At 65.5% G+C, this 19,549-nt stretch carries 16 protein-coding genes; 4 read left to right on the top strand and 12 right to left on the bottom strand.

The window, feature by feature from the left end:
* Positions 1–465 precede the first annotated feature (465 nt).
* Both RR928_RS12605 and RR928_RS12600 read left to right on the top strand, forming a co-directional pair.
* Positions 466–2,793: an MBL fold metallo-hydrolase gene (locus RR928_RS12605; protein ID WP_332682747.1), complete on the top strand. Its 2,328-nt coding sequence runs from the start codon at positions 466–468 to the stop codon at positions 2,791–2,793.
* Between the two features lie 83 nt (positions 2,794–2,876).
* Positions 2,877–3,608 carry a tetratricopeptide repeat protein gene (locus RR928_RS12600; RefSeq protein WP_332682744.1) on the top strand — a complete coding sequence of 244 codons (732 nt, stop codon included), beginning with the start codon at positions 2,877–2,879 and terminating at the stop codon, positions 3,606–3,608.
* A gap of 39 nt (positions 3,609–3,647) precedes the next feature.
* On the opposite strand, the gene gudD is transcribed toward RR928_RS12600, so the two are convergent.
* Both gudD and RR928_RS12590 read right to left on the bottom strand, forming a co-directional pair.
* Complete coding sequence (gudD, locus tag RR928_RS12595) at positions 3,648–4,982, bottom strand: glucarate dehydratase (protein ID WP_332682742.1); 1,335 nt, start codon at positions 4,980–4,982, stop codon at positions 3,648–3,650.
* A 73-nt stretch (positions 4,983–5,055) separates the two neighbouring features.
* Complete coding sequence (locus RR928_RS12590; protein ID WP_332538037.1) at positions 5,056–6,036, bottom strand: Bug family tripartite tricarboxylate transporter substrate binding protein; 981 nt, start codon at positions 6,034–6,036, stop codon at positions 5,056–5,058.
* Between the two features lie 260 nt (positions 6,037–6,296).
* Between RR928_RS12590 and RR928_RS12585 the strand changes: the two genes are divergently transcribed.
* Positions 6,297–7,292 carry a LacI family DNA-binding transcriptional regulator gene (locus RR928_RS12585; RefSeq protein ID WP_332682740.1) on the top strand — a complete coding sequence of 332 codons (996 nt, stop codon included), beginning with the start codon at positions 6,297–6,299 and terminating at the stop codon, positions 7,290–7,292.
* A 10-nt stretch (positions 7,293–7,302) separates the two neighbouring features.
* Here the strand turns inward: RR928_RS12585 and RR928_RS12580 are convergent, their stop codons facing one another.
* The gene (locus RR928_RS12580) at positions 7,303–8,289 is read right to left on the bottom strand and encodes a Bug family tripartite tricarboxylate transporter substrate binding protein (protein WP_332682738.1); all 987 of its coding nucleotides are present in this window, start codon (positions 8,287–8,289) and stop codon (positions 7,303–7,305) included.
* A gap of 31 nt (positions 8,290–8,320) precedes the next feature.
* Positions 8,321–9,418 carry a mandelate racemase/muconate lactonizing enzyme family protein gene (locus RR928_RS12575; RefSeq protein WP_332682737.1) on the bottom strand — a complete coding sequence of 366 codons (1,098 nt, stop codon included), beginning with the start codon at positions 9,416–9,418 and terminating at the stop codon, positions 8,321–8,323.
* Positions 9,419–9,509: 91 nt separating this feature from the next.
* Between RR928_RS12575 and RR928_RS12570 the strand changes: the two genes are divergently transcribed.
* A complete protein-coding gene (locus RR928_RS12570) occupies positions 9,510–10,412 on the top strand; it encodes a LysR family transcriptional regulator (protein ID WP_332682735.1) in 903 nt (300 codons plus the stop codon).
* On the opposite strand, the gene phaR is transcribed toward RR928_RS12570, so the two are convergent.
* The 8 genes from phaR to RR928_RS12530 form a co-directional block, all read right to left on the bottom strand.
* Positions 10,409–10,942, bottom strand: a complete 534-nt coding sequence (gene phaR / locus RR928_RS12565) for a polyhydroxyalkanoate synthesis repressor PhaR (protein WP_332538032.1) — start codon at positions 10,940–10,942, stop codon at positions 10,409–10,411. The two genes, RR928_RS12570 and phaR, sit on opposite strands and share 4 nt — an antisense overlap.
* Positions 10,943–11,097: 155 nt before the next feature.
* Positions 11,098–12,726 (bottom strand): SpoVR family protein, encoded by a 1,629-nt coding sequence (locus RR928_RS12560; protein ID WP_332538031.1) that lies wholly within the window; start codon positions 12,724–12,726, stop codon positions 11,098–11,100.
* Positions 12,723–13,994 carry a YeaH/YhbH family protein gene (locus RR928_RS12555; protein WP_332538030.1) on the bottom strand — a complete coding sequence of 424 codons (1,272 nt, stop codon included), beginning with the start codon at positions 13,992–13,994 and terminating at the stop codon, positions 12,723–12,725. The genes RR928_RS12560 and RR928_RS12555 overlap by 4 nt, the downstream gene beginning before the upstream one ends.
* Before the next feature lie 46 nt (positions 13,995–14,040).
* Entirely contained in the window at positions 14,041–15,963 is a 1,923-nt protein-coding gene (locus RR928_RS12550) for a PrkA family serine protein kinase (protein WP_332538029.1), read from the bottom strand.
* Positions 15,964–16,167: 204 nt separating this feature from the next.
* A complete protein-coding gene (locus RR928_RS12545; RefSeq protein WP_332548203.1) occupies positions 16,168–17,448 on the bottom strand; it encodes a TRAP transporter large permease in 1,281 nt (426 codons plus the stop codon).
* On the bottom strand, positions 17,445–18,020 hold the full coding sequence (locus RR928_RS12540; RefSeq protein ID WP_332538027.1) for a TRAP transporter small permease: 576 nt from the start codon (positions 18,018–18,020) through the stop codon (positions 17,445–17,447). Before RR928_RS12540 ends, RR928_RS12545 begins: the two co-directional genes overlap by 4 nt.
* A gap of 65 nt (positions 18,021–18,085) precedes the next feature.
* On the bottom strand, positions 18,086–18,529 hold the full coding sequence (locus RR928_RS12535) for a type II 3-dehydroquinate dehydratase (RefSeq protein WP_332538026.1): 444 nt from the start codon (positions 18,527–18,529) through the stop codon (positions 18,086–18,088).
* Positions 18,530–18,545: 16 nt separating this feature from the next.
* Entirely contained in the window at positions 18,546–19,547 is a 1,002-nt protein-coding gene (locus RR928_RS12530) for a TRAP transporter substrate-binding protein (protein ID WP_332682731.1), read from the bottom strand.
* Positions 19,548–19,549 lie beyond the last annotated feature (2 nt).

The following is a 19,549-nucleotide window of genomic DNA, read 5'->3' as shown; positions in this document are numbered from 1 at the left end:
GCGCCTACCTCTGGTGCCCGCCGATGCACGCGGGCCAGCTCGATCTGCGCGCGCTGGTCGCAACCGCAACTTCCACTTGAGAAGCGGCTCCAGCGGCCGCTGATGCTCGCGCGGGCACAGGCGCGAGTCTGTGCCCGGCGGCGCGCTGCGCGGCAGATCGCTGCCAGGGTAATTCCTGATTGCCGCAAAATTGTTAACGATAACAATCTGCCTGCTCGCGATGTTAACGTGAACAAGCAAATATTTGCCCGTACCGGCTATGCCTTACCCCCGCGCGAAGACATCCAGGAGCACGACAGGGGACATCCCCTGCAAGCACGCCCCATATGGGCGGCATCACCGCCAGCAGCGTTGGCAGCGCGGCCCGCGCGTCCAGGCTGCCGCCAGCGCCTCCACAAGAGGCAGGGAATCGGCCCATGGCCCAGGGCGCCGTTGATGGCAGGAAATACATTCACAGGAGACACCATGAAGACAGTATTCACAGACTGGCGGGCGCTGAGTCTGCTCATCTCATCTGCCACGCTGCTGGGCTGCGGCGGCAGCGATGGCGGCACCACGCCCTCACTGCCCGGCGCCACCGCCGTGCGTTCGGCCGGCATGGTCTACGCGGAGCCCACACTGGCGTCGGATGCCGCAGGCAATCAGACCCTGAGCGTGGCGATTCTTTCGCAAAGCGGCATACGCACCGTGACCACGGACGCGCTGGCCGCGGCCAGCGTCAATGCGCTCAAGGCCGCGCTGGTGCCGGGTAATCTGGTCGACTGGATTCCCAACGGCGCCGACAAGGCCAGCGTGCCCGCCGACCCGGCGCAGACATTCAACGTGATCCTGGCCAAGGGCAAGTCGTCGGCCGCCCAGTTCAATCTGCAGAAGTACGGTGCGGCGGTCACGCGCCACGCCGACACGCCCGGGCCCATGATTGCCGCCGGCTGGGTCTACCAGAAGGGCGCGGGGTCGATCACCATCGGCGATGGCAGCACGGTGACCGCCGACCAGGCCGGGCGCGCGTTCGCGCAGCCGATTCGCCGCTACCAGGAAACCTATTCCGTCGCGCCGAACGCCGTGGTGTTCAACGTCAACACCGACGACTACGCCAAGAGCGCCGCAGCCGACTTCGCCTCGATTCCGGTGACCGCCAACTACGACTACGGCACCACCGCGCGCCAGGCCGCCTATGTGCTGTTCGACAAGAACTACCAGCATGCCGAATCGGCCAAGGTCGTCGCGATCTGGTATTTCACGCCGCAGTCCAAGACCGATGGCAAGCCCGTGTGGGAAGTGCCGTCGCAAAGCCCCATGCTCGCCGACAAGGGCAATGATCCCGTCTCCGGCCAGCCCTACATGAGCATCAACGCGACCAGCCCCACATCTGCGCCCTACTCGCGCAGCACCGAGCCGTTCGAGATGGTCAAGAACACCATGTACTACGTGGGCGACAACGAAGTCGCGTCCTATCTGCTCAAGGCGGACATGGGCACGCCCGACGATCCATCGGACGACAAGGTGATCAAGGTCGATGCGGGCTGGCCCAACAGCGGCTACCAGTACTGGAAGAACATGGAAATGATGGGCGTGGATCCGCGCTCCGTGACCGACATCTGGCTGACCCACGGACACAGCGACCATTACGGCACCGTCGTCGAACAGTTGAAGATGATGGACCACGCGGGCAAGAAGATAGGCCTGTGGGCATCCAGGGAGGATGCCGTGGCCGTGACCTCGGACATGCAGGGCAACACCTGGAACATCGCCGGCGCCCTGCCCGCGTCGGAAACCGTGATCCGCGAACGCACCACGAACTTCTACGAGTATGACAAGTGGTATGACTACGGCAACGTGAAGATCATGGTGATCTGGTCGCCCGGCCACACGCCAGGCACCACCAACATGCTGTTTCGCGTGAAGAACCCTGCCGACGGCAAGTTCTACACCTTCGGCTACCACGGCGGCTACGGCTTCAACGGCCTGAACACGCCCACAGCGAACAACGGCTGGCTGCGCCTGTCGTTCCAGCACGGCTTCAGCTACCTGCAGAACACCGTGGACGTGGACTTCGTCTCGCCCCAGCACACCAACCAGTTCCCGATTGTCGAAGTCTTCCAGGCGCTCAAGGCCTACAACCGCGACCCGGCCAACGCGGGCAAGCAGCTGACCATGCTGGACGCGATGTCGTCCAAGGTGTTCGACTCGCCCAGCGTCAACGGCAGCAAGGTGACCAGCGAGTTCTCCAACCAGCTGGAAAAGCGCCGCTCGGTGGCCTCGTACCGCGCCAGCGATGCGGCCAACGCGAGCTACAAGAGCATAGAGACTTCGGGGCCGTTCAAGCCGGGACGTGAAAACGGCCTGAACGCGGTGCGCGCGGTGGTGCTCGACGAAGGGCGCATCATCCAGGGCTTTGTCGGGCCGCAGAACAAGAACCCGAACATTCCGCTGCTGGCCAACGGCATCGTGACGGCCACCGACCAGTACACCAACGACCCCACGGGCTTCTACGTCCAGGTCTCGGTCGACGTGCAGGACGCGGGCTACAAGGGATATATCCCCGAAGGCTATACGCAGTTCAGCCCCGGAATGAACGCCAGCATCACCTACAAGGGCGGTCCCGTCGAGTCGGTGCATGCGGCCAAGGGCACGTTCCATCCGCCGGAAGTGCTGCGCACCCAGCGCCTGAACTCGCTGGCCGAAGCGCAGACCGTGCTGCAGTCGATCAGCAAGGGCCGCACGGTGACGCTGTCGCTGACACCGGCCAGCGAGATTGTGGTGCCCGCCAACGTCGCGCAGACCTTCCAGTAAAGCGCTGATGCGCGCACGCGGCCGCTCGCACTCGGCCGCGTGCGCATTGCAGTCCCCGAACGTCTCCCATTTCGCATGCCATGATGACCCCACGCCGATTCAACTTCCATCCATGGGTGCAAGGCCTGGGCCTTGCGGCCACGCTCTGCTGGGCCGCCGCCCCCGCGCTTGCCGCGGACCTCGCGTCCGCCGAGCGCGAATACCAGCAAAGCAAGCTGTTCAACGGCAGCTCCGGCAACACCATCGACATGGCGCGCAGCCGCGCGCATCTGCTGCATGCGGCGCAGCGCGGCCATGGGCCGGCGCAAGTGGAGCTGGGCTTCATCTACCTCAACGGCACGGGCACGCCCAAGGACCTCGCCCAGGCCTTCAAGTGGTTCGATGCCGCGGCAGGAAACGATATGGAGCTGGCGCAATGCATGCTTGGCGACTTCTACCGCGACGGTCTGGGCGGCGCGCCGCAGGACCCTGCGGCCGCGCTGCGCTGGTACCGCAAGACCGCCGACGGCAACGCGCGCTGCGCCTCGAAATCCCAATATGAGCTGTATGCCAGCTACGCCGCCGGGCTGGGGGTGAAGAAGGACATGCGCACGGCAATCGAATGGCTCAGGCGCTCAGCCAACGCGGGCAACCCGCAGGCGCAAAGGGCGCTGGGCCTGGCCTACCAGCGCGGCCAGGGCGTGGGCGCGAATCCCGCGCTGGCAAAACAATGGCTGCTCAAGTCGCGCGAAGGCGTTGCGCCGCACGAAGACCATGAGCACGACGACCAAGAAAAAGGCCCGGGCAAAGCGCCGGGCCATGTTCATATGCACTGAGCCCCCCGCCGTCTCCACGGCGAGGGGGCTGGGGCCGCTTTATCGCACCATGCAGGGACGCTTGTTGTCGAAGCTCCAGTTGGGCACCAGGAACTGCATGGCCATGGCGTCGTCGCGCGCTCCCAGGCCATGCTGCAGGTACAGCTGGTGGGCGCGCTCGACGGCCTCCATGTCCAGCTCTATGCCCAGGCCGCCGCGCTGGGGCAGCTCGATGTAGCCGTTCTTGATCTGCAGCGGGTTCTTGGTCAGGTACTGGCCGTCCTGCCAGATCCAGTGGGTGTCGATCGCCGTCACCCGGCCCGGCGCGGCCGCGCCCACATGCGTGAACATCGCCAGCGACACGTCGAAGTGGTTGTTGGAGTGCGAGCCCCAGGTCAGGCCGAAGGCCTGGCACAGCTGGGCCACGCGCACCGAGCCGGCCATGGTCCAGAAATGCGGATCGGCCAGCGGAATGTCCACCGACTGCAGCGAGATCGAATGCGCCATCTGGCGCCAGTCGGTGGCGACCATGTTGGTGGCCGTGGGCAGGCCCGTGGCGCGGCGGAATTCGGCCATCACTTCGCGGCCCGAGAAACCGCCTTCGGCGCCGCAGGGGTCTTCGGCATAGGCGAGCACGCCATGCAGATCGCGCGTGATGCGGATCGCGTCCTTGAGCAGCCAGCCGCCGTTGGGATCGAGCGTGACGCGGGCCTGGGGAAAGCGCTCGTGCAGCGCACGGATGGCTTCGACTTCTTCCTCGCCGCGCAGCACGCCGCCCTTGAGCTTGAAGTCTTCGAAGCCATAGCGCTCATGCGCGGCTTCGGCCAGGCGCACGATGGCTTCGGGCGTCATGGCCTTCTCATGGCGCAGGCGCTGCCAGTCGTTGGCCGCACCGGGATCGGTCTGGTAAGGCAGGTCGGTGAGCGTGCGGTCGCCGACATAGAACAGATAGCCGAGCATCTGCACCGAAGTGCGCTGCACGCCTTCGCCCAGCAGTGCGGCCACGGGCACGCCCAGGTGCTGGCCCAGCAGATCGAGCAGCGCGGATTCGGCGGCCGTGACCGCATGGATGGCGATGCGCAGGTCGAACGTCTGCAGTCCGCGCCCGCCGCTGTCGCGGCCCTCGAACTCGGCGCGCATCGCATTGAGCACGGCGTTGTAGTTGCCCACGGGCTGGCCCACGATCAGCTGCGCCGCGTCTTCCAGCGTCTGGCGGATCTTTTCGCCGCCCGGCACTTCGCCCACGCCGGTGTTGCCCGCGCTGTCGGTCAGCACCAGCAGATTGCGCGTGAAGAACGGCGCGTGCGCGCCGCTGAGGTTGAGAAGCATGCTGTCATGGCCGGCGACCGGAATGACACGCAATTGGGTGACGACAGGAGTGGAGGAAGAAGCCATAGTGGAACCAGGTGCAGGGAGAAATGGAATCGGCCTGCGCGTAGGTCAGGCCATGGAATGGTAGGTGGAAAAATCAGTTGGCGGTGATGCCGCCGGTGTCTATCACCTGCTTCCAGCGCGCGAACTCCCTGGCCTGGAACTGGGTGAACTCCTCGGGGCTGTTGCCCACGACTTCGAGACCGGCGTCGGTGAACTGCTTGGTCAGCGCCGGGTCCTTGAGCGCCTTGAGGATGCCGGCATGCAGCTTGGCCTTGACGTCCGCGGGCAGGCCCTTGGGCGCGGCAATGCCTTGCCATGCATAGACCTCGACGCCCTGAACGCCGGCTTCGGCCGTGGTCGGAACATCGGGCAGCACGGGCGAGCGCTTGTCGCCCGTCACGGCGATGGCCTTCAGCTTGCCCGACTTGATGTGCTGGATCACGGCGTTGACGTTCTGGAACGACATGTCGACCTGGCCGCCGAGCAGATCGGTGATGGCTGGAGCGCCGCCCTTGTAGGGCACATGCAGGCCCTTGGTGCCGGTCTTCTGCCAGAACAGTTCGGCCGTCAGGTGGTCGGAAGAGCCCGCGCCCGAGGTCGCGAAGCTCACCGCGCCGGGCCTGGCCTTGAGCAGAGCGATCACGTCCTGGATGTTGTTGACCTTGGGCGCGAGCGTGGGGTTCACGACCAGCACGTTGGGCGTCTGCACGGCCACGGTGAGGTAGCTGAAGTCCTTGAGCGGATCGTAGGGCAGGTTCTTCATCAGGTGCGGAGCGACGACGAAAGGTGCGAGCGACGCCACCAGCAGCGTATAACCGTCACCGGGCGCGCGTGCGACCTGGGTCGCGCCTATGCTGCCGGTCGCGCCGGCCTTGTTGTCAACCACGAAGGTCTGCTTGAACTGCGTGCCCAGGTGGTTGCTGACCGCGCGCGCGATGGTGTCGGTCGCGCCGCCCGCGGGGAAGGGAACGATCACGTTGACGGTCTTGTCGGGCCAGGCGAATGCCGAGGTCGCAGCGCCCATGGCGGCCAGGCCTATGCAAACGGCGGTGGTGGCGGATTTCAATGCTCTCATCTGTTGTCTCCGATATATGCGGGGCGGGCACGCGCCTTCGCCCGATGATGAATTAATAGCCAGATAACGTTAACATTTACGCAAGAACAGATTGTTAACGTGAACATTCGCGGACGAATCAGTGTTTACCCTGAAGGCTCGAGATTCCGCAGCCTGCGCCCGCAGGGCGCGCCCCTGCTAACTGCATACAATCGGCCTGCCGCCACCGCGCGGCCGCCCATGCAGCCGTTGCGCGTGCCGTGCAGTCAACAGGAATCGATTTGTCCAACAAGCCCGCTACCGTCCAAGATGTCGCCACCCTCGCGGGGGTCTCGGCGATGACGGTCTCGCGCGCGCTGAATGCGCCCGACAAGGTCACGGCCGACACGTTGGCCCGGGTGCGGCACGCAGTCGATGCGCTGGGCTATGTGCCCAACGCGATGGCCAGCGGACTGCGCACCGCGCGCGCGCGCATGGTCGCGGCGCTGCTGCCCACGCTGGTCGGCCCGGTGTTCGAGGAGCTGGTCGAGTCGCTGGCGGAGTCGCTCAAGCGCCGTGGTTACCAGCTGATGATCGGACAGGCCGGCTATGACGCGGCGCAGGAAGAGGCGCTGATCAAGACCATCATCCAGCGCCGGCCCGACGGCATCGTGCTGGTCGGCGCGGCGTCATCGGCGGGCGGGCGCCGTGCCCTGCTCGCCTCGCGCATTCCGGTGGTCGAGACCTGGGACTTCAGCGACAACCCCATCGACATGCTGGTCGGCTTCTCGCATGTCGCCATCGGCGAGACGGTGGCGCAATTCCTGCATGCGCGCGGACACCTGCATGTCGCGATCATCACCGGCGACGATGCGCGCGCGCGCACGCGCGCCCAGGCGTTCATCGACCGTTCCCGGGCGCTGGGCGCGCAGTCCGCGCAGTGCTTCTTCACGCGTGCACCGAGCACCATGGGCGCGGGACGCAAAGGCCTGGCATCGCTGCTACAGGCCACGCCGGAGATTTCCGCGGTGTTTTGCAGTTCGGACAGCCTGGCGCTGGGCGCGGCCATCGAAGCCCAGCACCAGGGGCTGCACGTGCCGCAGCAGCTGGCCATCGTCGGCATGGGCGACCAGAGCTTTGCCCAGGATGCCCAGCCCGCGCTGACGACGGTGCGGCTTGACGGCACGCGCATAGGCGAGATCGCGGCCGAATTCATGATGGCGCGCGCCGAAGGCCGCCCCATAGAGAATCCGGTGGTCGACGTGGGCTTCCATATCGTGGTCAGAGACAGCACCTAGGCACAGCCGCTCATTCGGGCCGTATGCCGCCCTTGCGAATCACTTCGGTCCATTTCGCGACTTCTTCCTGGATGCGCTGCGCAAACTCCGCGGGCGTGCTGCCCACGGGCTCGAAACCCATGGACCTGAGCCGCGCCTGCATCTCGCCCTGGCGAATGGAAGCGCGCAAGGCGCGGCTGATCTTGTCAAGCGCGGCCGCGGGAATGCCTTTGGGCGCGATCAGGCCGAACAGCGGCATGATGTCCACTCCCGGCAGCTTGGCTTCGGTGAACGTGGGCACGTCGGGCAGCTGCGGCGCGCGCTGCGGCCCGGTGACGGCCAGCGCGCGCAGCTTGCCGGCCTTGATATGTTCGGCCAGCGTGGGCACGGTGGCGAACGCGAACTGCACCTGGCCGCCGAGCAGGTCGGAAATCACCGTGCCGCCGCCCTTGTAGGGAATGTGGATGACCTTGAGCCCGGCCTGCTGGGCGAGCTGTTCGCCCGCGAGGTGCGGGCCGCTGCCCACCCCTGCCGAACCGTAGGCCAGCGTGCCGGGCTCGGCCCTGGCCTTGGCCAGAAAGCCCGCGAGGTCCTTGACCGGCACCGACGGATGCGTGACCAGCACGAACTGCGCGCTGGCGATCTGGCAGATAGGCGTGAAGTCCTTTTGCGTGTCGTAGGCCAGGCGCGCGCCCAGCAGACCGGGGTTGATGGTGAACGTGCTGTCCATCATGCCCAGCGTATAGCCGTCGGGCTCCGACTGCGCGAGCGCGCGCGTGCCTATGGTCGTGCCGCCGCCGCCCTTGTTGTCGACGATGAACGACTGGCCCAGCGCCTGCTGCAGCGCCTGGCCCGCGAGCCGGCCCAGGTTGTCGGTCGCGCCGCCCGCGGGATAGGGCACGATGATGCGCACGGTCTTGTCGGGATAGGCGCCGCTGCTGGCCAGGGCCCAGGGCGTGGCGCCGGCCAGCGCCAGACCGGTGCAGTGGTGGATGAAACTGCGGCGGTTGTTCTGCATGTCTTGTCTCCTGTTTTGAATTCTTGCGCTCTCAGTGCGCGTAGCGGCCCTGGGCCAGGTCGGGCTCGGGGTCGGCGCCCAGGCCGGGGCCATCAGGCACCTGCAGCCAGCCCTGCTCTATCGGCAGCGTGCGGCCATAAGGCACATGGGCCAGCTCCACATACAGGCGCTCCAGCGACACTTCGGTCGTCTGCGCCGCGATCAGGTGCAGGCTGGCCAGGAAGCCCGGCCCGAAGAATGCGACCTGGGGAGCGCAGGTCACGCCGCTGCCTTCGCAGGCACGCGAGATCTCCCAGGCTGCCGTCAGGCCCAGCTTGATGACGCTGGGCTGAACGTATTGCACCGTGGCGTTCTCCACCATGCGCTGCAGCGCCAGCGCGCAGCTGGCGTTCTCGCCCACGGCCAGCGGCACGGCAACGCGTTCGCGCAGCGCGGCCAGGGCCTGGTCGTTTTCGGGCGTCCAGATCGGCTCCTCGATCCAGAACGGCTTGTAGGGCAGCATTTCGGTGATCGCGGCTTCGGCCTCGTGCGGCAGCCAGGCGCAGTTGGTATCGACCATCACCGGCACATCGGGGCCCACGGCGCGGCGCACCGCGGCCAGCGCGGGCGCGGTGCGCTCGTGCAGCTTGATCTCGGTATAGCCTTCGGCCAGCGCGCGCTGGCTCACCTGCTCGAGCAAGGCAGCGTCGGCGTAGTACTGCAGCAGCGAGGCATAGACGCGCACGCGGTCGCGGCGCTTGCCGCCCAGCAGTTCGTACAGCGGCACCCCGGCCCTCTTGGCGCGCAGATCCCACAGCGCGATATCCAGCCCGGCGAGCGCATGCACCACGGGGCCCGAGCGGCCCAGGTTGTGCAGCATGCGCTGCATGGAAGGCAGCAGCGTTGCGTCATCGGCCTGCCTGCCGCAGGCCAGCGGCGCGATCAGGGTCTCGAAGATGGCCTGCAGCGCGCGCGGCTCCACGCAATACGACTCGCCCCAGGCCACCGTGCCGTCGTCGGTCTCGACGCGCACCAGCGCGCTGTCGAGCTTGTCGCGCGGCCGGCCCGCGAACAGCGGCGGCTCGCTCCAATGGTGAAAAGGCAGGCGCATGGGAATGCAGGTGATCGAGGCAATGGCGTTGGCGCGCATGAACGGAACCGGTGAAGACAGACCATCTATTCTTGGCGCGCTGCGGCCTATGGTCAAATAGCTAAAACCACTGTTTTCATATGAAATACATATGCTGAGTCGCCGAGAACTGCTGCTGCTGCGCGCGATGTATCAACAGCGCACGGTCACCGCCGCGGCCCACTCCATCCATATGACCCAGCCCGCTGCCAGCGCGCTGCTCAAGGACATGGAGACCCGTCTGGGCTTTGCGCTGTTCAGCCGCGAGAACCGGCGGCTGCACCTGACGAGCCAGGGCCGCGCGCTGATTCCCGAAGTGCTCAACGCGCTGTCGGGCATGGAGTCCGTGGACCGGCTGGCCAGCGATATCCGCCGCGGCGCGTCCGACCGGCTCAGCGTGGGCGCGGTCGCCGTGGCCTCGTCGATGCTGCTGCCGCAAGCGCTGCTCACGGTGCGCCGCGCCTACCCGGGCATCACGTTCACCGTGCGCGCGGGCTCGGGCCTGGAAATCAATGAAATGGCCGTGGACCACCGCATCGACCTGGGCATCGTGATCGGATCCGCGGCGCCCAACGAGCGCGTGCGCAAGGAGCCGCTGGCCGCGGTGAGCCTGTTCGCCATCCTGCACCCGCAGCACCCGCAGGCCGGTGCCGAAGTGCTGACGCTGGCCGAAGTCGCGGCGCTGGGCCTGATCGCGCTGTCGCCCGCGCTGCCCGCGGGGCGGGCGACGCAGCAGGCGTTCGAACACAACGGCCTAGACTACCGCCCGCTGATGGAGGTCGCGCAATCGTTCACGGCCTGCGAACTCGCGGGCGAACAGCTGGGCGTGGCCGTGGTGGAATCATTGGGCGCGCGCTATGCGCAGCGCATGGGGCTGGTCGCCAGGCATCTGCTGACCATGGAGGACTCGGCGCTGTCGCTGGTGAGCCCCAGGGACAGACCGCTCGAAGGGCCGGGCCAATGCCTGCGCGAGGCGCTGCGCGCGGCGGTGGGGGGCTTGCTGCCCGCGAACTAGCGCTTCAAGCCCATGGCTTCGAGCATCTGCTCGGTCTGCTTTTGCATCTGCTCCTGCATCTGCGTGAGCATGTTCTGCGACTGGCCCAGGTAGTTGCCGACCATGCCCTGCATCAGCGCCGGCTGCATGCGCACGAACTGGTTCCACATTTCAGGCGTGGCGCCCTGCTCCACCATGCGCGCCTGGAAGTCGCTGAACATCTGCACGTTCTTCTCGAGGCTGGCGCCCATGCTGCCCTGCATCGCATGGCCGTAGAAACGGATGATGTTGGCCAGCACGGCTTCGGTGAACATCGGCGCGCCACCGGCTTCTTCCTCGAGAATGATCTGCAGCAGGATGCTGCGCGTGAGGTCGTCGCCGGTCTTGGCGTCGCGCACCACGAGCTGCTCGTTGGCCATGACCAGCGCCTTGACTTCGGACAGCGTGATGTAAGTGGAGGTGTCTGTGTCGTACAGCCGGCGATTCGGGTATTTCTTGATGACGCGCGGCCGGGGCTTGGCTTGGGCGTTCGATGTCTGGTTCTCTTGCACGGCTGACTCCTCTGGGGCATGGCGCCCCGGCTTGCACTGCAGCAGGGATTTTAGACATACGCCATGCGAAGCTTGCGCAGAACTTACCCTGAGCGCTCAAAAGCCCGCAAAACCCGACGCAGCCCATGGCCGCGCTGCCGTGATCGGCCGCTTGGCTAGCCTGGCGGCGGCGGCACCGAGTGCACCAGCACGGGCGACTCGCCGTCGGCATTGACGCTTTCGAGCTGCACGCCAAAACCCCACAGCCGCGCCGCGTGCTTGAGCACCTCCTGCACATCGTCGTTCAGCGGCCGGCCCTGGTGGCGCGTGTGGCGCAGCGTGAGGCCGCGGTCGCCGCGCAGATTCACGTTCCAGACCTGGATATTGGGCTCGCGCGCGCCCAGGTCGTATTGCTGCGACAGCGTCTGGCGCAGCGAACGGTAGCCCTCGTCGTTGTGGATGGCGCTGACCAGCAGCTCGCGCTGACTCGAATCATCGTGGATGGAGAACAGCCGCATGTCGCGCATCAGCTGCGGGCTCAGGTACTGGCCCACGAAGCTCTCGTCCTTGAAGTTCTGCATCGCGTGGTGCAGCGCGGGCAGCCAGGGCGTGCCCGCGATGTCGGGGAACCAGCGCCGGTCTTCCTCGGTCGGCTCCTGGCAGATGCGCCGTATGTCGCGGTACATCGCAAAGCCCAGCGCATAGGGGTTGATTCCGCTGTAGGCGCGGTGGCCGGCCGGCGGCTGGTAGATCACATTGGTGTGCGACGCCAGCCACTCGATCATCACGCCGTCGGTGAGCCAGCCTTCGTCGTACATGGTGTTGAGCAGCGTGTAGTGCCAGAACGTGGCCCAGCCTTCGTTCATCACCTGGGTCTGGCGCTGCGGGTAGAAGTATTGGGCGATCTTGCGCACGATGCGCACGATTTCGCGCTGCCAGGGCTCCATCAGCGGCGCGTTCTTCTCGACGAAGTACAGCAGGTTCTCCTCGGGCTCCTTGGGAAAGCGCTCGTTTTCCTGCGCCGCATTTTCCCGCCCCGGGCGCGTGGGCAGCGTGCGCCACAGCACATTCACCTGCTGCTGGGCATAGGCTTCGCGCTGCTCGCGCTCGGCGCGCTCGCGCGCCAGGCTCTTCTTGCTCGGACGGCGGTAGCGGTCCACGCCCAGATTGGACAGCGCATGGCAGGAATCGAGCCATTGCTCCACGGTCTCTATGCCATGGCGCTCCTCGCACTGGGCGACGAAGTCGCGCGCATAGACCAGGTAGTCAATGATGCCGCCCGCATCGGTCCACATGCCGAAGAGGTAGTTGTTCTTGAAGAAGCTGTTGTGCCCGTAGGCCGCGTGGGCGATCACCAGCGCCTGCATGGCGGTGGTGTTCTCCTCCATCAGATAGCTGATGCAGGGGTTGGAATTGATCACGATCTCGTAGGCCAGGCCCATGTGGCCGCGGCGGTAGCGGCGCTCGGTCGCGAGGAAATCCTTGCCATAGCTCCAATGCCGGTAGCCCACGGGCATGCCGGCGCTGGAATATGCGTCCATCATCTGCTCGGCCGAGATCACTTCAAGCTGGTTGGGATAGGTGTCCAGGCCAAAGCGTCGCGCGGTATCGGCAATCGCCGCGTGGTAGCGCTCTATCAGCTCGAACGTCCAGTCGCTGGGGTCGGGCAACGGCTGAGCCGGGCGCTGGGCCGCGGGCAGCGGCGTCGTGGGCACGCCGCGCTGTGTGCGTTCGGCCGCGGCCGTGGGACGCCAGACTTGCGGGCCGGCGCGCGGCGCCAGCACCGGGTACTGAGAAAGGTTCATACAGCGACCCCCTCTTTCTTGAACAGATCGCGAAACACCGGGTAGATATCGCCGGGCACCGACACCTTGCGCAGCGCGAAATGCGAGAACTGGCGCGCAATCTGGCTGTATTCCTGCCACAGGCTCTGCTCTTCCTGCACCACCTGCACATAAGCGTAGTAGCGCACCAGCGGCAGGATCTTCTCGACCAGCAGGCTGCGGCAGTTGCCGGTGTCGTCGTTGAAGTTGTCGCCGTCGCTGGCCTGGGCCACGTAGATGTTCCAGTCGGCCGCGGGGTAGCGCGCGCGCATGATCTGGTCGAGCAGCACCAGCGCGCTGCTCACTATCGTGCCGCCGGTTTCCTGCGAATGGAAGAATTCGTCCTCGCTGACTTCGGTGGCCTGGGTGTGGTGGCGTATGAAGACAATCTCTATCTTCTCGTAGTGGCGCGTGAGGAACAGGTACAGCAGGATGAAGAAGCGCTTGGCGAGCTCCTTGCGTGCCTGGTCCATGGAGCCGGAGACATCCATCAGGCAGAACATCACGGCCTGGGTGCTGGGCTCGGGAACGCGCGTGCGGCTGCGAAAGCGCAGGTCTATGGGATCGAGGAACGCGACCTTGCCGATGCGCGCCTTGAGTGCATCGATGCGCTGCTGCAGCTCGGCCAGCACCTCGCTGGTGCCATCGTCCTGCGCCAGCAGCGCCTCGAGCTGGGCCTGCAGGGCCTTGAGTTCGCGCTGCGGCGCCTTGGTCAGCGCGATGCGCCGGCCCAGCGCCCCGCCCATGGTGCGCAGCAATGCGAGGTTCTGCGGCGTGCCGTCGTGGCTGTAGCCCGCGCGCCGCAGCCGATACTGCTGGGTGCTGGCGATATGGGTGCGCAGCAGCCGCGGCAGCGCCAGGTCTTCAAAGAACAGTTCCATGAACTCTTCCTTGGACAGCGTGAAAGTGAAGTCGTCCTCACCCTCGCCGCTGTCGCTGGCCTGCGAGCCCGAGCCGCTGCCGGCGCCGCCCTGGGGGCGCGCAATGCGGTCGCCGCGCACATGGTCGCTGTTGCCCGGGTGCACGGTGTCGGAGATGCCGCCCTGGCCGTGGCGAAACAGCGGCTCGCGTATGTCCTTGCGCGGGATGGTGATGCTCTCGGCCTGCTCGATATGGCGGATGTCGCGCTTGCCCACGGCGCGCTGCACCGCCTCGGCAATCTGCTGCTTGTAGCGGCGCACGAAACGCTCGCGGTTGCCCACCGACTTGTTCTTGCCGGAAAGCCTGCGGTCAATGATATGCAATGCCATCTTTGCCCCCCTCCATGGTCGGACGCGCGCGCAGCGCGCGCCGCGCTCAGCTGCTCTTGCGCACGCGCAGGTACCACTCGCACAGCAGGCGCACCTGCTTGGGCGTGTAGCCCTTGGCTTCCATGCGCATCACGAAATCCTCGTGCTTGCGCGCGTCCTCGGCGTTGGCCTTGGCGTTGAAGCTGATCACGGGCAGCAGCTCCTCGGTGTTGGAGAACATCTTCTTCTCTATCACCAGGCGCAGCTTCTCGTAGCTGGTCCAGGCCGGGTTCTTGCCCTGGTTGTTGGCGCGCGCGCGCAGCACGAAGTTGACGATCTCGTTGCGGAAGTCCTTGGGGTTGGCCACGCCCGCGGGCTTCTCTATCTTCTCGAGTTCGGCATTGAGCGCGGCGCGGTCGAAGGCTTCGCCGGTGTCGTTGTCGCGGTACTCGTTGTCCTGTATCCAGTAATCGGCGTAGGTGACATAGCGGTCGAAGATGTTCTGGCCGTACTCGCTGTAGCTTTCGAGGTACGCGGTCTGTATCTCCTTGCCTATGAACTCGGCGTAGTGCGGCGACAGGAACTCCTTGATGTAGCCGGTGTACTTGGTCTCGAGTTCGGCGGGAAACTGCTCGCGCTCTATCTGCTGCTCGAGCACATACATCAGGTGCACGGGGTTGGCCGCGACTTCGGTGCTGTCGTAGTTGAACACCCGCGACAGGATCTTGAACGCGAAGCGCGTGGAGATGCCCGACATGCCTTCGTCCACGCCCGCGAAGTCGCGGTATTCCTGGTAGCTCTTGGCGCGCGGATCGGTGTCCTTGAGGCTTTCGCCGTCGTAGACCTGCATCTTGCTGAAGATGCTCGAGTTCTCGGGCTCGACCAGGCGCGTGAGCACCGCGAACTGCGCCATCATCTTGAGCGTGCCCGGAGCGCATACGGCATTGGCCAGCGAAGACTCGCGGATCAGCTTCTCGTAGATCTTCACTTCCTCGGACACGCGCAGGCAGTAAGGCACCTTGACGATGTAGATGCGGTCCAGAAACGCCTCGTTGTTGCGGTTGTTGCGAAACGCCTTCCACTCGCTTTCATTGCTGTGCGCCAGCACCATGCCGTCGAAAGGAATCGCGCCGAAGCCTTCGGTGCCCTTGTAGTTGCCTTCCTGCGTCGCGGTGAGCAGCGGGTGCAGCACCTTGATGGGCGCCTTGAACATTTCGACGAATTCGAGCAGGCCCTGGTTGGCCAGGCACAGCCCGCCCGAATAGCTGTAGGCGTCGGTGTCGTCCTGGGCGAAGTTCTCGAGCTTGCGGATGTCGACCTTGCCCACGAGGCTGGAAATATCCTGGTTGTTCTCGTCGCCGGGCTCGGTCTTGGCAATCGCCACCTGCTTGAGGATGCTGGGGAAGCGCTTGACCACGCGGAACTGGCGGATGTCGCCGCCGAGCTCCTCCAGACGCTTGACCGCCCAGGGAGACAGCACATGCTGCAGCGCGCGCCGCGGAATGCCGAACTGCTCTTCCAGCACCGGTCCGTCCTCGATGGGGTCGAACAGGCCCAGCGGCGACTCGTTGACGGGCGAGCCCTTGAGCGCGTAGAACGGCACTTTCTGCATCAGGTACTTGAGGCGCTCGGCAATGGAGCTCTTGCCGCCGCCCACCGGGCCCAGCAGGTAGAGGATCTGCTTGCGTTCTTCAAGCCCCTGGCCTGCATGGCGGAAGAAGCTCACCACCTGCTCTATGGAGTCCTCCATGCCGTAGAACTCGGCAAACGCGGGGTAGCGGCGTATCAGTTTGTTGGCGAAAAGGCGCGACAGCCGCGGGTCGTTGCGCGTGTCGACCATGACCGGTTCCCCCATGGCCAGCAACATGCGCTGGGCGGCGCTTTCATACGCGGTCGGATCGCGCAGGCACAGCGCCAAGTATTCGTCGACCGACATCTCCTCTTCGCGCAGCCTCATGTGCCGCGCAGCCGAATTGCTGATGACATCCATACGACCTCCCGTGGCAACACCCAAAGACGAAAAGTGCCGCTAAGTTGCAAGGCATTCGCTTGCCGTATGGTGCTGTTGTAGCACCTGGAAGGCGCTTTGAATAGACCATTTAGTGCATAACGCTGCAAGCTGCTGTTTGGTCGACAGAGGTTCCCGATCTTGACCCACAAGCTGGGCCGGCGCCGCGGCCGGCCCAGCCTGGACTCAGCGGTAAAAGAACTTCGCCGGGCCGGTCACAAGCCAGGGAAACAACACCATGGCGAACATCATCGCGAACTGCGCGAGCATGAACGGAATGACGCCGCGCGTGACATCGTCCATCGACATCTTGCCCACGCCCGCGACCACGTTGAGCACCGTGCCCACGGGCGGCGTCACCAGCCCTATCGAGTTGTTGATGATGAACATCACGCCGAAGTACACCGGGTCTATGCCGGCGGCGTTCACCACCGGCATCAGCACCGGGGTCAGGATCAGGATGGTCGGCGTCATGTCCATCGCCGTGCCCACCAGCATCACCAGCACCATGATGGCCATCATCAGCAGGATCTTGCTGTCCATGAACGGCTGCAGCAGCGCCACGACCTTGGATGGCAGGTCGGCAACGGTGATCAGCCAGGCGCTGACCATGGCCGCCGCGATCAGGAACATCACGATGGCGCTGGTCTTGGCCGCAGCGACAAAGATCGCGTAGAGCTTGGCCCAGGTGATCTCGCGGTAGACGACCGAGGCCACGAACAGTGCATATACCGCGGCCACGACCGCCGCCTCGGTGGGCGTGAACACGCCCATGCGCAGGCCCACCAGAATGATCACCGGCAGCAGCAGCGCCCAGAACGCCTTGCGTGCGGCCAGCAGGATCTCGGCGCCCGACTTGCGCGGCGGCGGCACGAGCTTTTCCTTGCGCACCAGGTAGGCCCAGGTGACCCACAGCGCGCCGCCTATCAGCAGTCCGGGAACGATGGCCGCGAGAAACAGCTTGGAAATCGACACATTGGCCGCGACGCCGAAGATCACCAGGCCGATGCTGGGCGGAATCACCGGGCCGATCACGCCGGTCGCGGCGATCAGGCCGCCGGCGCGCGCCTTGTCGTGACCGGCCTTGGTCATCATGGGCAGCAGCAGCGCCGTGAGCGCCGCGGCATCGGCCACGGCCGAACCCGACAGCGCCGACAGCAGGCAGCCGGCCATGATGGTCACGTAGCCCAGGCCGCCCTTGACGTGGCCGACCAGGGCCAGCGCGAAGTCGACGATGCGCCGCGACAGCCCGCCGACGTTCATGATCTCGCCGGCCAGCATGAAGAACGGCACGGCCAGCAGCGGAAAGCTGTCGGCGCCGCCGATCAGGTTCTGCGCGAGGATCTGCGGATCGAACAGATCGAGATGCCACATCAGCGCCACGCCGCTGGCCAGCAGCGAGAACGCGATCGGAATGCCCATGGCCATGGCCAGCAGCAGCGCGCCCACAAATACGAAGATCGTCATTTCTCGCCTTTCCGGGCCGCGGGCGCATCGCCCTCCTGGGCCGCCAAAATCTGCTGCAACTGCACCGCTTCCTCCGATTCCTGCACCATCACCAGTTCCGCCTCGCTGATCTTTCCGGTGACCAGGCGCAGCAGATCGAGCAGCATCAGAAAGCCCGCGCAGACCGCGAACACCACGCAGGAGAGATAGACGATGGCCATGGACGCGCCGGTCGTGGGCGCAGTGACGTCCCAGTTGATGCGCGCCTGGGCGATGCTGCCCTGCAGCAGCAGCCACAGGATGTAGAGCATCAGCAGATGGCCCAGGCCCAGGCAGATCTTCTTGGCCCAGGCCGGCAGGCGCTGCACCACCATGTCGACGCCCAGGTGGCCGTGCTCGCGCAAGGCCACGATGGCGCCGAGAAACGTCATCCAGATGAAGAGCCAGCGCGATACTTCCTCGGAGACCGTGATGCCGGAATTGAACAGATAGCGCAACACCACGTTGCCGAACACCAGCACCACCATCGCGGCGAGCATGGCGGCTATCACCCCTTCGAGGCCGCGGCAGGCGCGGTCTATCCAACGATTCATGTCATTCCCCTTGCTTGATTGGGCAACGGCCCCCCAGCGCGTTCGGGCGCTGCGGGGCCGCGGCGTCAGGCCTTGGCTTCGCGCAGGCTTTCGACCAGCGCGCGCAGGCCGGCGAAGTAGGAATGCGGGCCGAACCCCTGCACCGTGGCCTTGACCGCAGGCGAGATGATCGAATGCACGCGCCAGGCTTCACGCGCGGCGATGTTCGACATGTGCACTTCAATGACCGGAAACGGCATGGCCTTGATCGCATCGTGCAGCGGCACGCCGTGCTGGGTGAGCCCGGCGGGATTCACCAGCGCGCCCTGCGCGCTGTCGATGTTGGCGTGCAGGAAGTCGATCAGCGCGCCTTCGTGGTTGGACTGCATGATGTCCAGCGTCACGCCCAGCTCCTGGGCCAGCTTTTCCAGCCGCTCGTTGATCTGCACCAGCGTGGTCGTGCCGTAGATATGCGGTTCGCGCCGCCCGAACAGGTTCAGGTTGGGACCGTTGAGAACAAGAATTTTCATGTTGCGCTGCCTGGAATCACTTGCGGATGCGGGCCAGTTCGTCGTTGTAGAGCTTGACGATGGCGGGGTCGTAGGTGGCGGCGAAACGGTCGATCACGGGCTTGGCGATCTGTTGCATGCGCGTCTGCTCGGCGGGCGACACTTCGTTGTACTGCAGTCCCTTGGCCTGCAGTTCGCCCACGGCCTTCTGCGCGGCCGCACGGCTGACCTGGCGCTGGTAGCCGCGCGACTCGTTGGCGGCCTCGTTCATCATCTTCTGCTCGGCCGGCGTCAGCTGGTCCCAGAACTTCTTGCTGACCAGCACGATGTTGGCCGCATAGACATGGTTGGTGGCGCTGACGAACTTCTGCACTTCGTAGAACTTGTTCGACAGGATCACGGCAAACGGGTTTTCCTGGCCATCGACGGCCTTGGCTTCCAGCGCGCCATACAGTTCCGCGAACGGCATGGGCACGGGATTGGCCTTGAACGCCTTGAACGTGTCCAGGAACACCGGGTTGGGAATCACGCGCAGCTTGAGGCCGTCGAAGTCCTCGGGCTTGGTGATCGCGCGCTTGCTGTTGGTGACATTGCGAAAGCCCAGGTCCCAGTAGCCCAGCGCGACCAGGCCTTTTTCGGGCAGCTTGGCGATCAGCGCCTGGCCCAGCGGGCCGTCGAGCAGCGCGTCGGCCTGCGCATAGTTGGCAACCGAGAACGGGAAGTCGACCAGGCCGAACTCCTTGACGATGCCGGCCAGCGAGGTGGTTGCCGGCGCCGACATCTGCTGCACGCCGCCCTGCAGCGCCGACTGCTGCTGCATCTCGTTGCCCAGCTGCGAGGCCGGGAACTCCATGACCTTCATCTTGCCGCCGCTCTTGGTGGCGAGGATTTCGCCAAAGCGCTTGACGCCGAAGCTCACCGGATGATCGGCGTTGTTCAAGTGACCGAAGCGGATCACGCGCTCTTGCTGCGCGCTCGCAGGCAAGGCAAAAAGCAGGGACAGGCCAGCGGCCAGGGCGATGCGGGCAGGAATGCGCATGG

Origin of the sequence: Comamonas sp., from assembly GCF_036666375.1 — a bacterium.
Lineage (GTDB): Bacteria > Pseudomonadota > Gammaproteobacteria > Burkholderiales > Burkholderiaceae_C > Comamonas.
Note: the sequence above shows the minus strand (reverse complement) of the source record. Positions and strands in the feature narration are given on the sequence as shown.

Bases quoted from the DNA above. Each gene is read 5' to 3' on its own strand.
- RR928_RS12535 (WP_332538026.1), bottom strand. From the start codon at position 18,529: ATGAAAATTCTTGTTCTCAACGGTCCCAACCTGAACCTGTTCGGGCGG.
- RR928_RS12605 (WP_332682747.1), top strand. From the start codon at position 466: ATGAAGACAGTATTCACAGACTGGCGGGCGCTGAGTCTGCTCATCTCA.
- RR928_RS12545 (WP_332548203.1), bottom strand. From the start codon at position 17,448: ATGACGATCTTCGTATTTGTGGGCGCGCTGCTGCTGGCCATGGCCATG.
- RR928_RS12530 (WP_332682731.1), bottom strand. From the start codon at position 19,547: ATGCGCATTCCTGCCCGCATCGCCCTGGCCGCTGGCCTGTCCCTGCTT.
- RR928_RS12590 (WP_332538037.1), bottom strand. From the start codon at position 6,036: ATGAGAGCATTGAAATCCGCCACCACCGCCGTTTGCATAGGCCTGGCC.
- RR928_RS12580 (WP_332682738.1), bottom strand. From the start codon at position 8,289: ATGCAGAACAACCGCCGCAGTTTCATCCACCACTGCACCGGTCTGGCG.
- RR928_RS12555 (WP_332538030.1), bottom strand. From the start codon at position 13,994: ATGGCATTGCATATCATTGACCGCAGGCTTTCCGGCAAGAACAAGTCG.
- RR928_RS12550 (WP_332538029.1), bottom strand. From the start codon at position 15,963: ATGGATGTCATCAGCAATTCGGCTGCGCGGCACATGAGGCTGCGCGAA.
- RR928_RS12540 (WP_332538027.1), bottom strand. From the start codon at position 18,020: ATGAATCGTTGGATAGACCGCGCCTGCCGCGGCCTCGAAGGGGTGATA.
- RR928_RS12575 (WP_332682737.1), bottom strand. From the start codon at position 9,418: ATGCGCGCCAACGCCATTGCCTCGATCACCTGCATTCCCATGCGCCTG.
- RR928_RS12570 (WP_332682735.1), top strand. From the start codon at position 9,510: ATGCTGAGTCGCCGAGAACTGCTGCTGCTGCGCGCGATGTATCAACAG.
- RR928_RS12600 (WP_332682744.1), top strand. From the start codon at position 2,877: ATGACCCCACGCCGATTCAACTTCCATCCATGGGTGCAAGGCCTGGGC.
- gudD (WP_332682742.1), bottom strand. From the start codon at position 4,982: ATGGCTTCTTCCTCCACTCCTGTCGTCACCCAATTGCGTGTCATTCCG.
- RR928_RS12560 (WP_332538031.1), bottom strand. From the start codon at position 12,726: ATGAACCTTTCTCAGTACCCGGTGCTGGCGCCGCGCGCCGGCCCGCAA.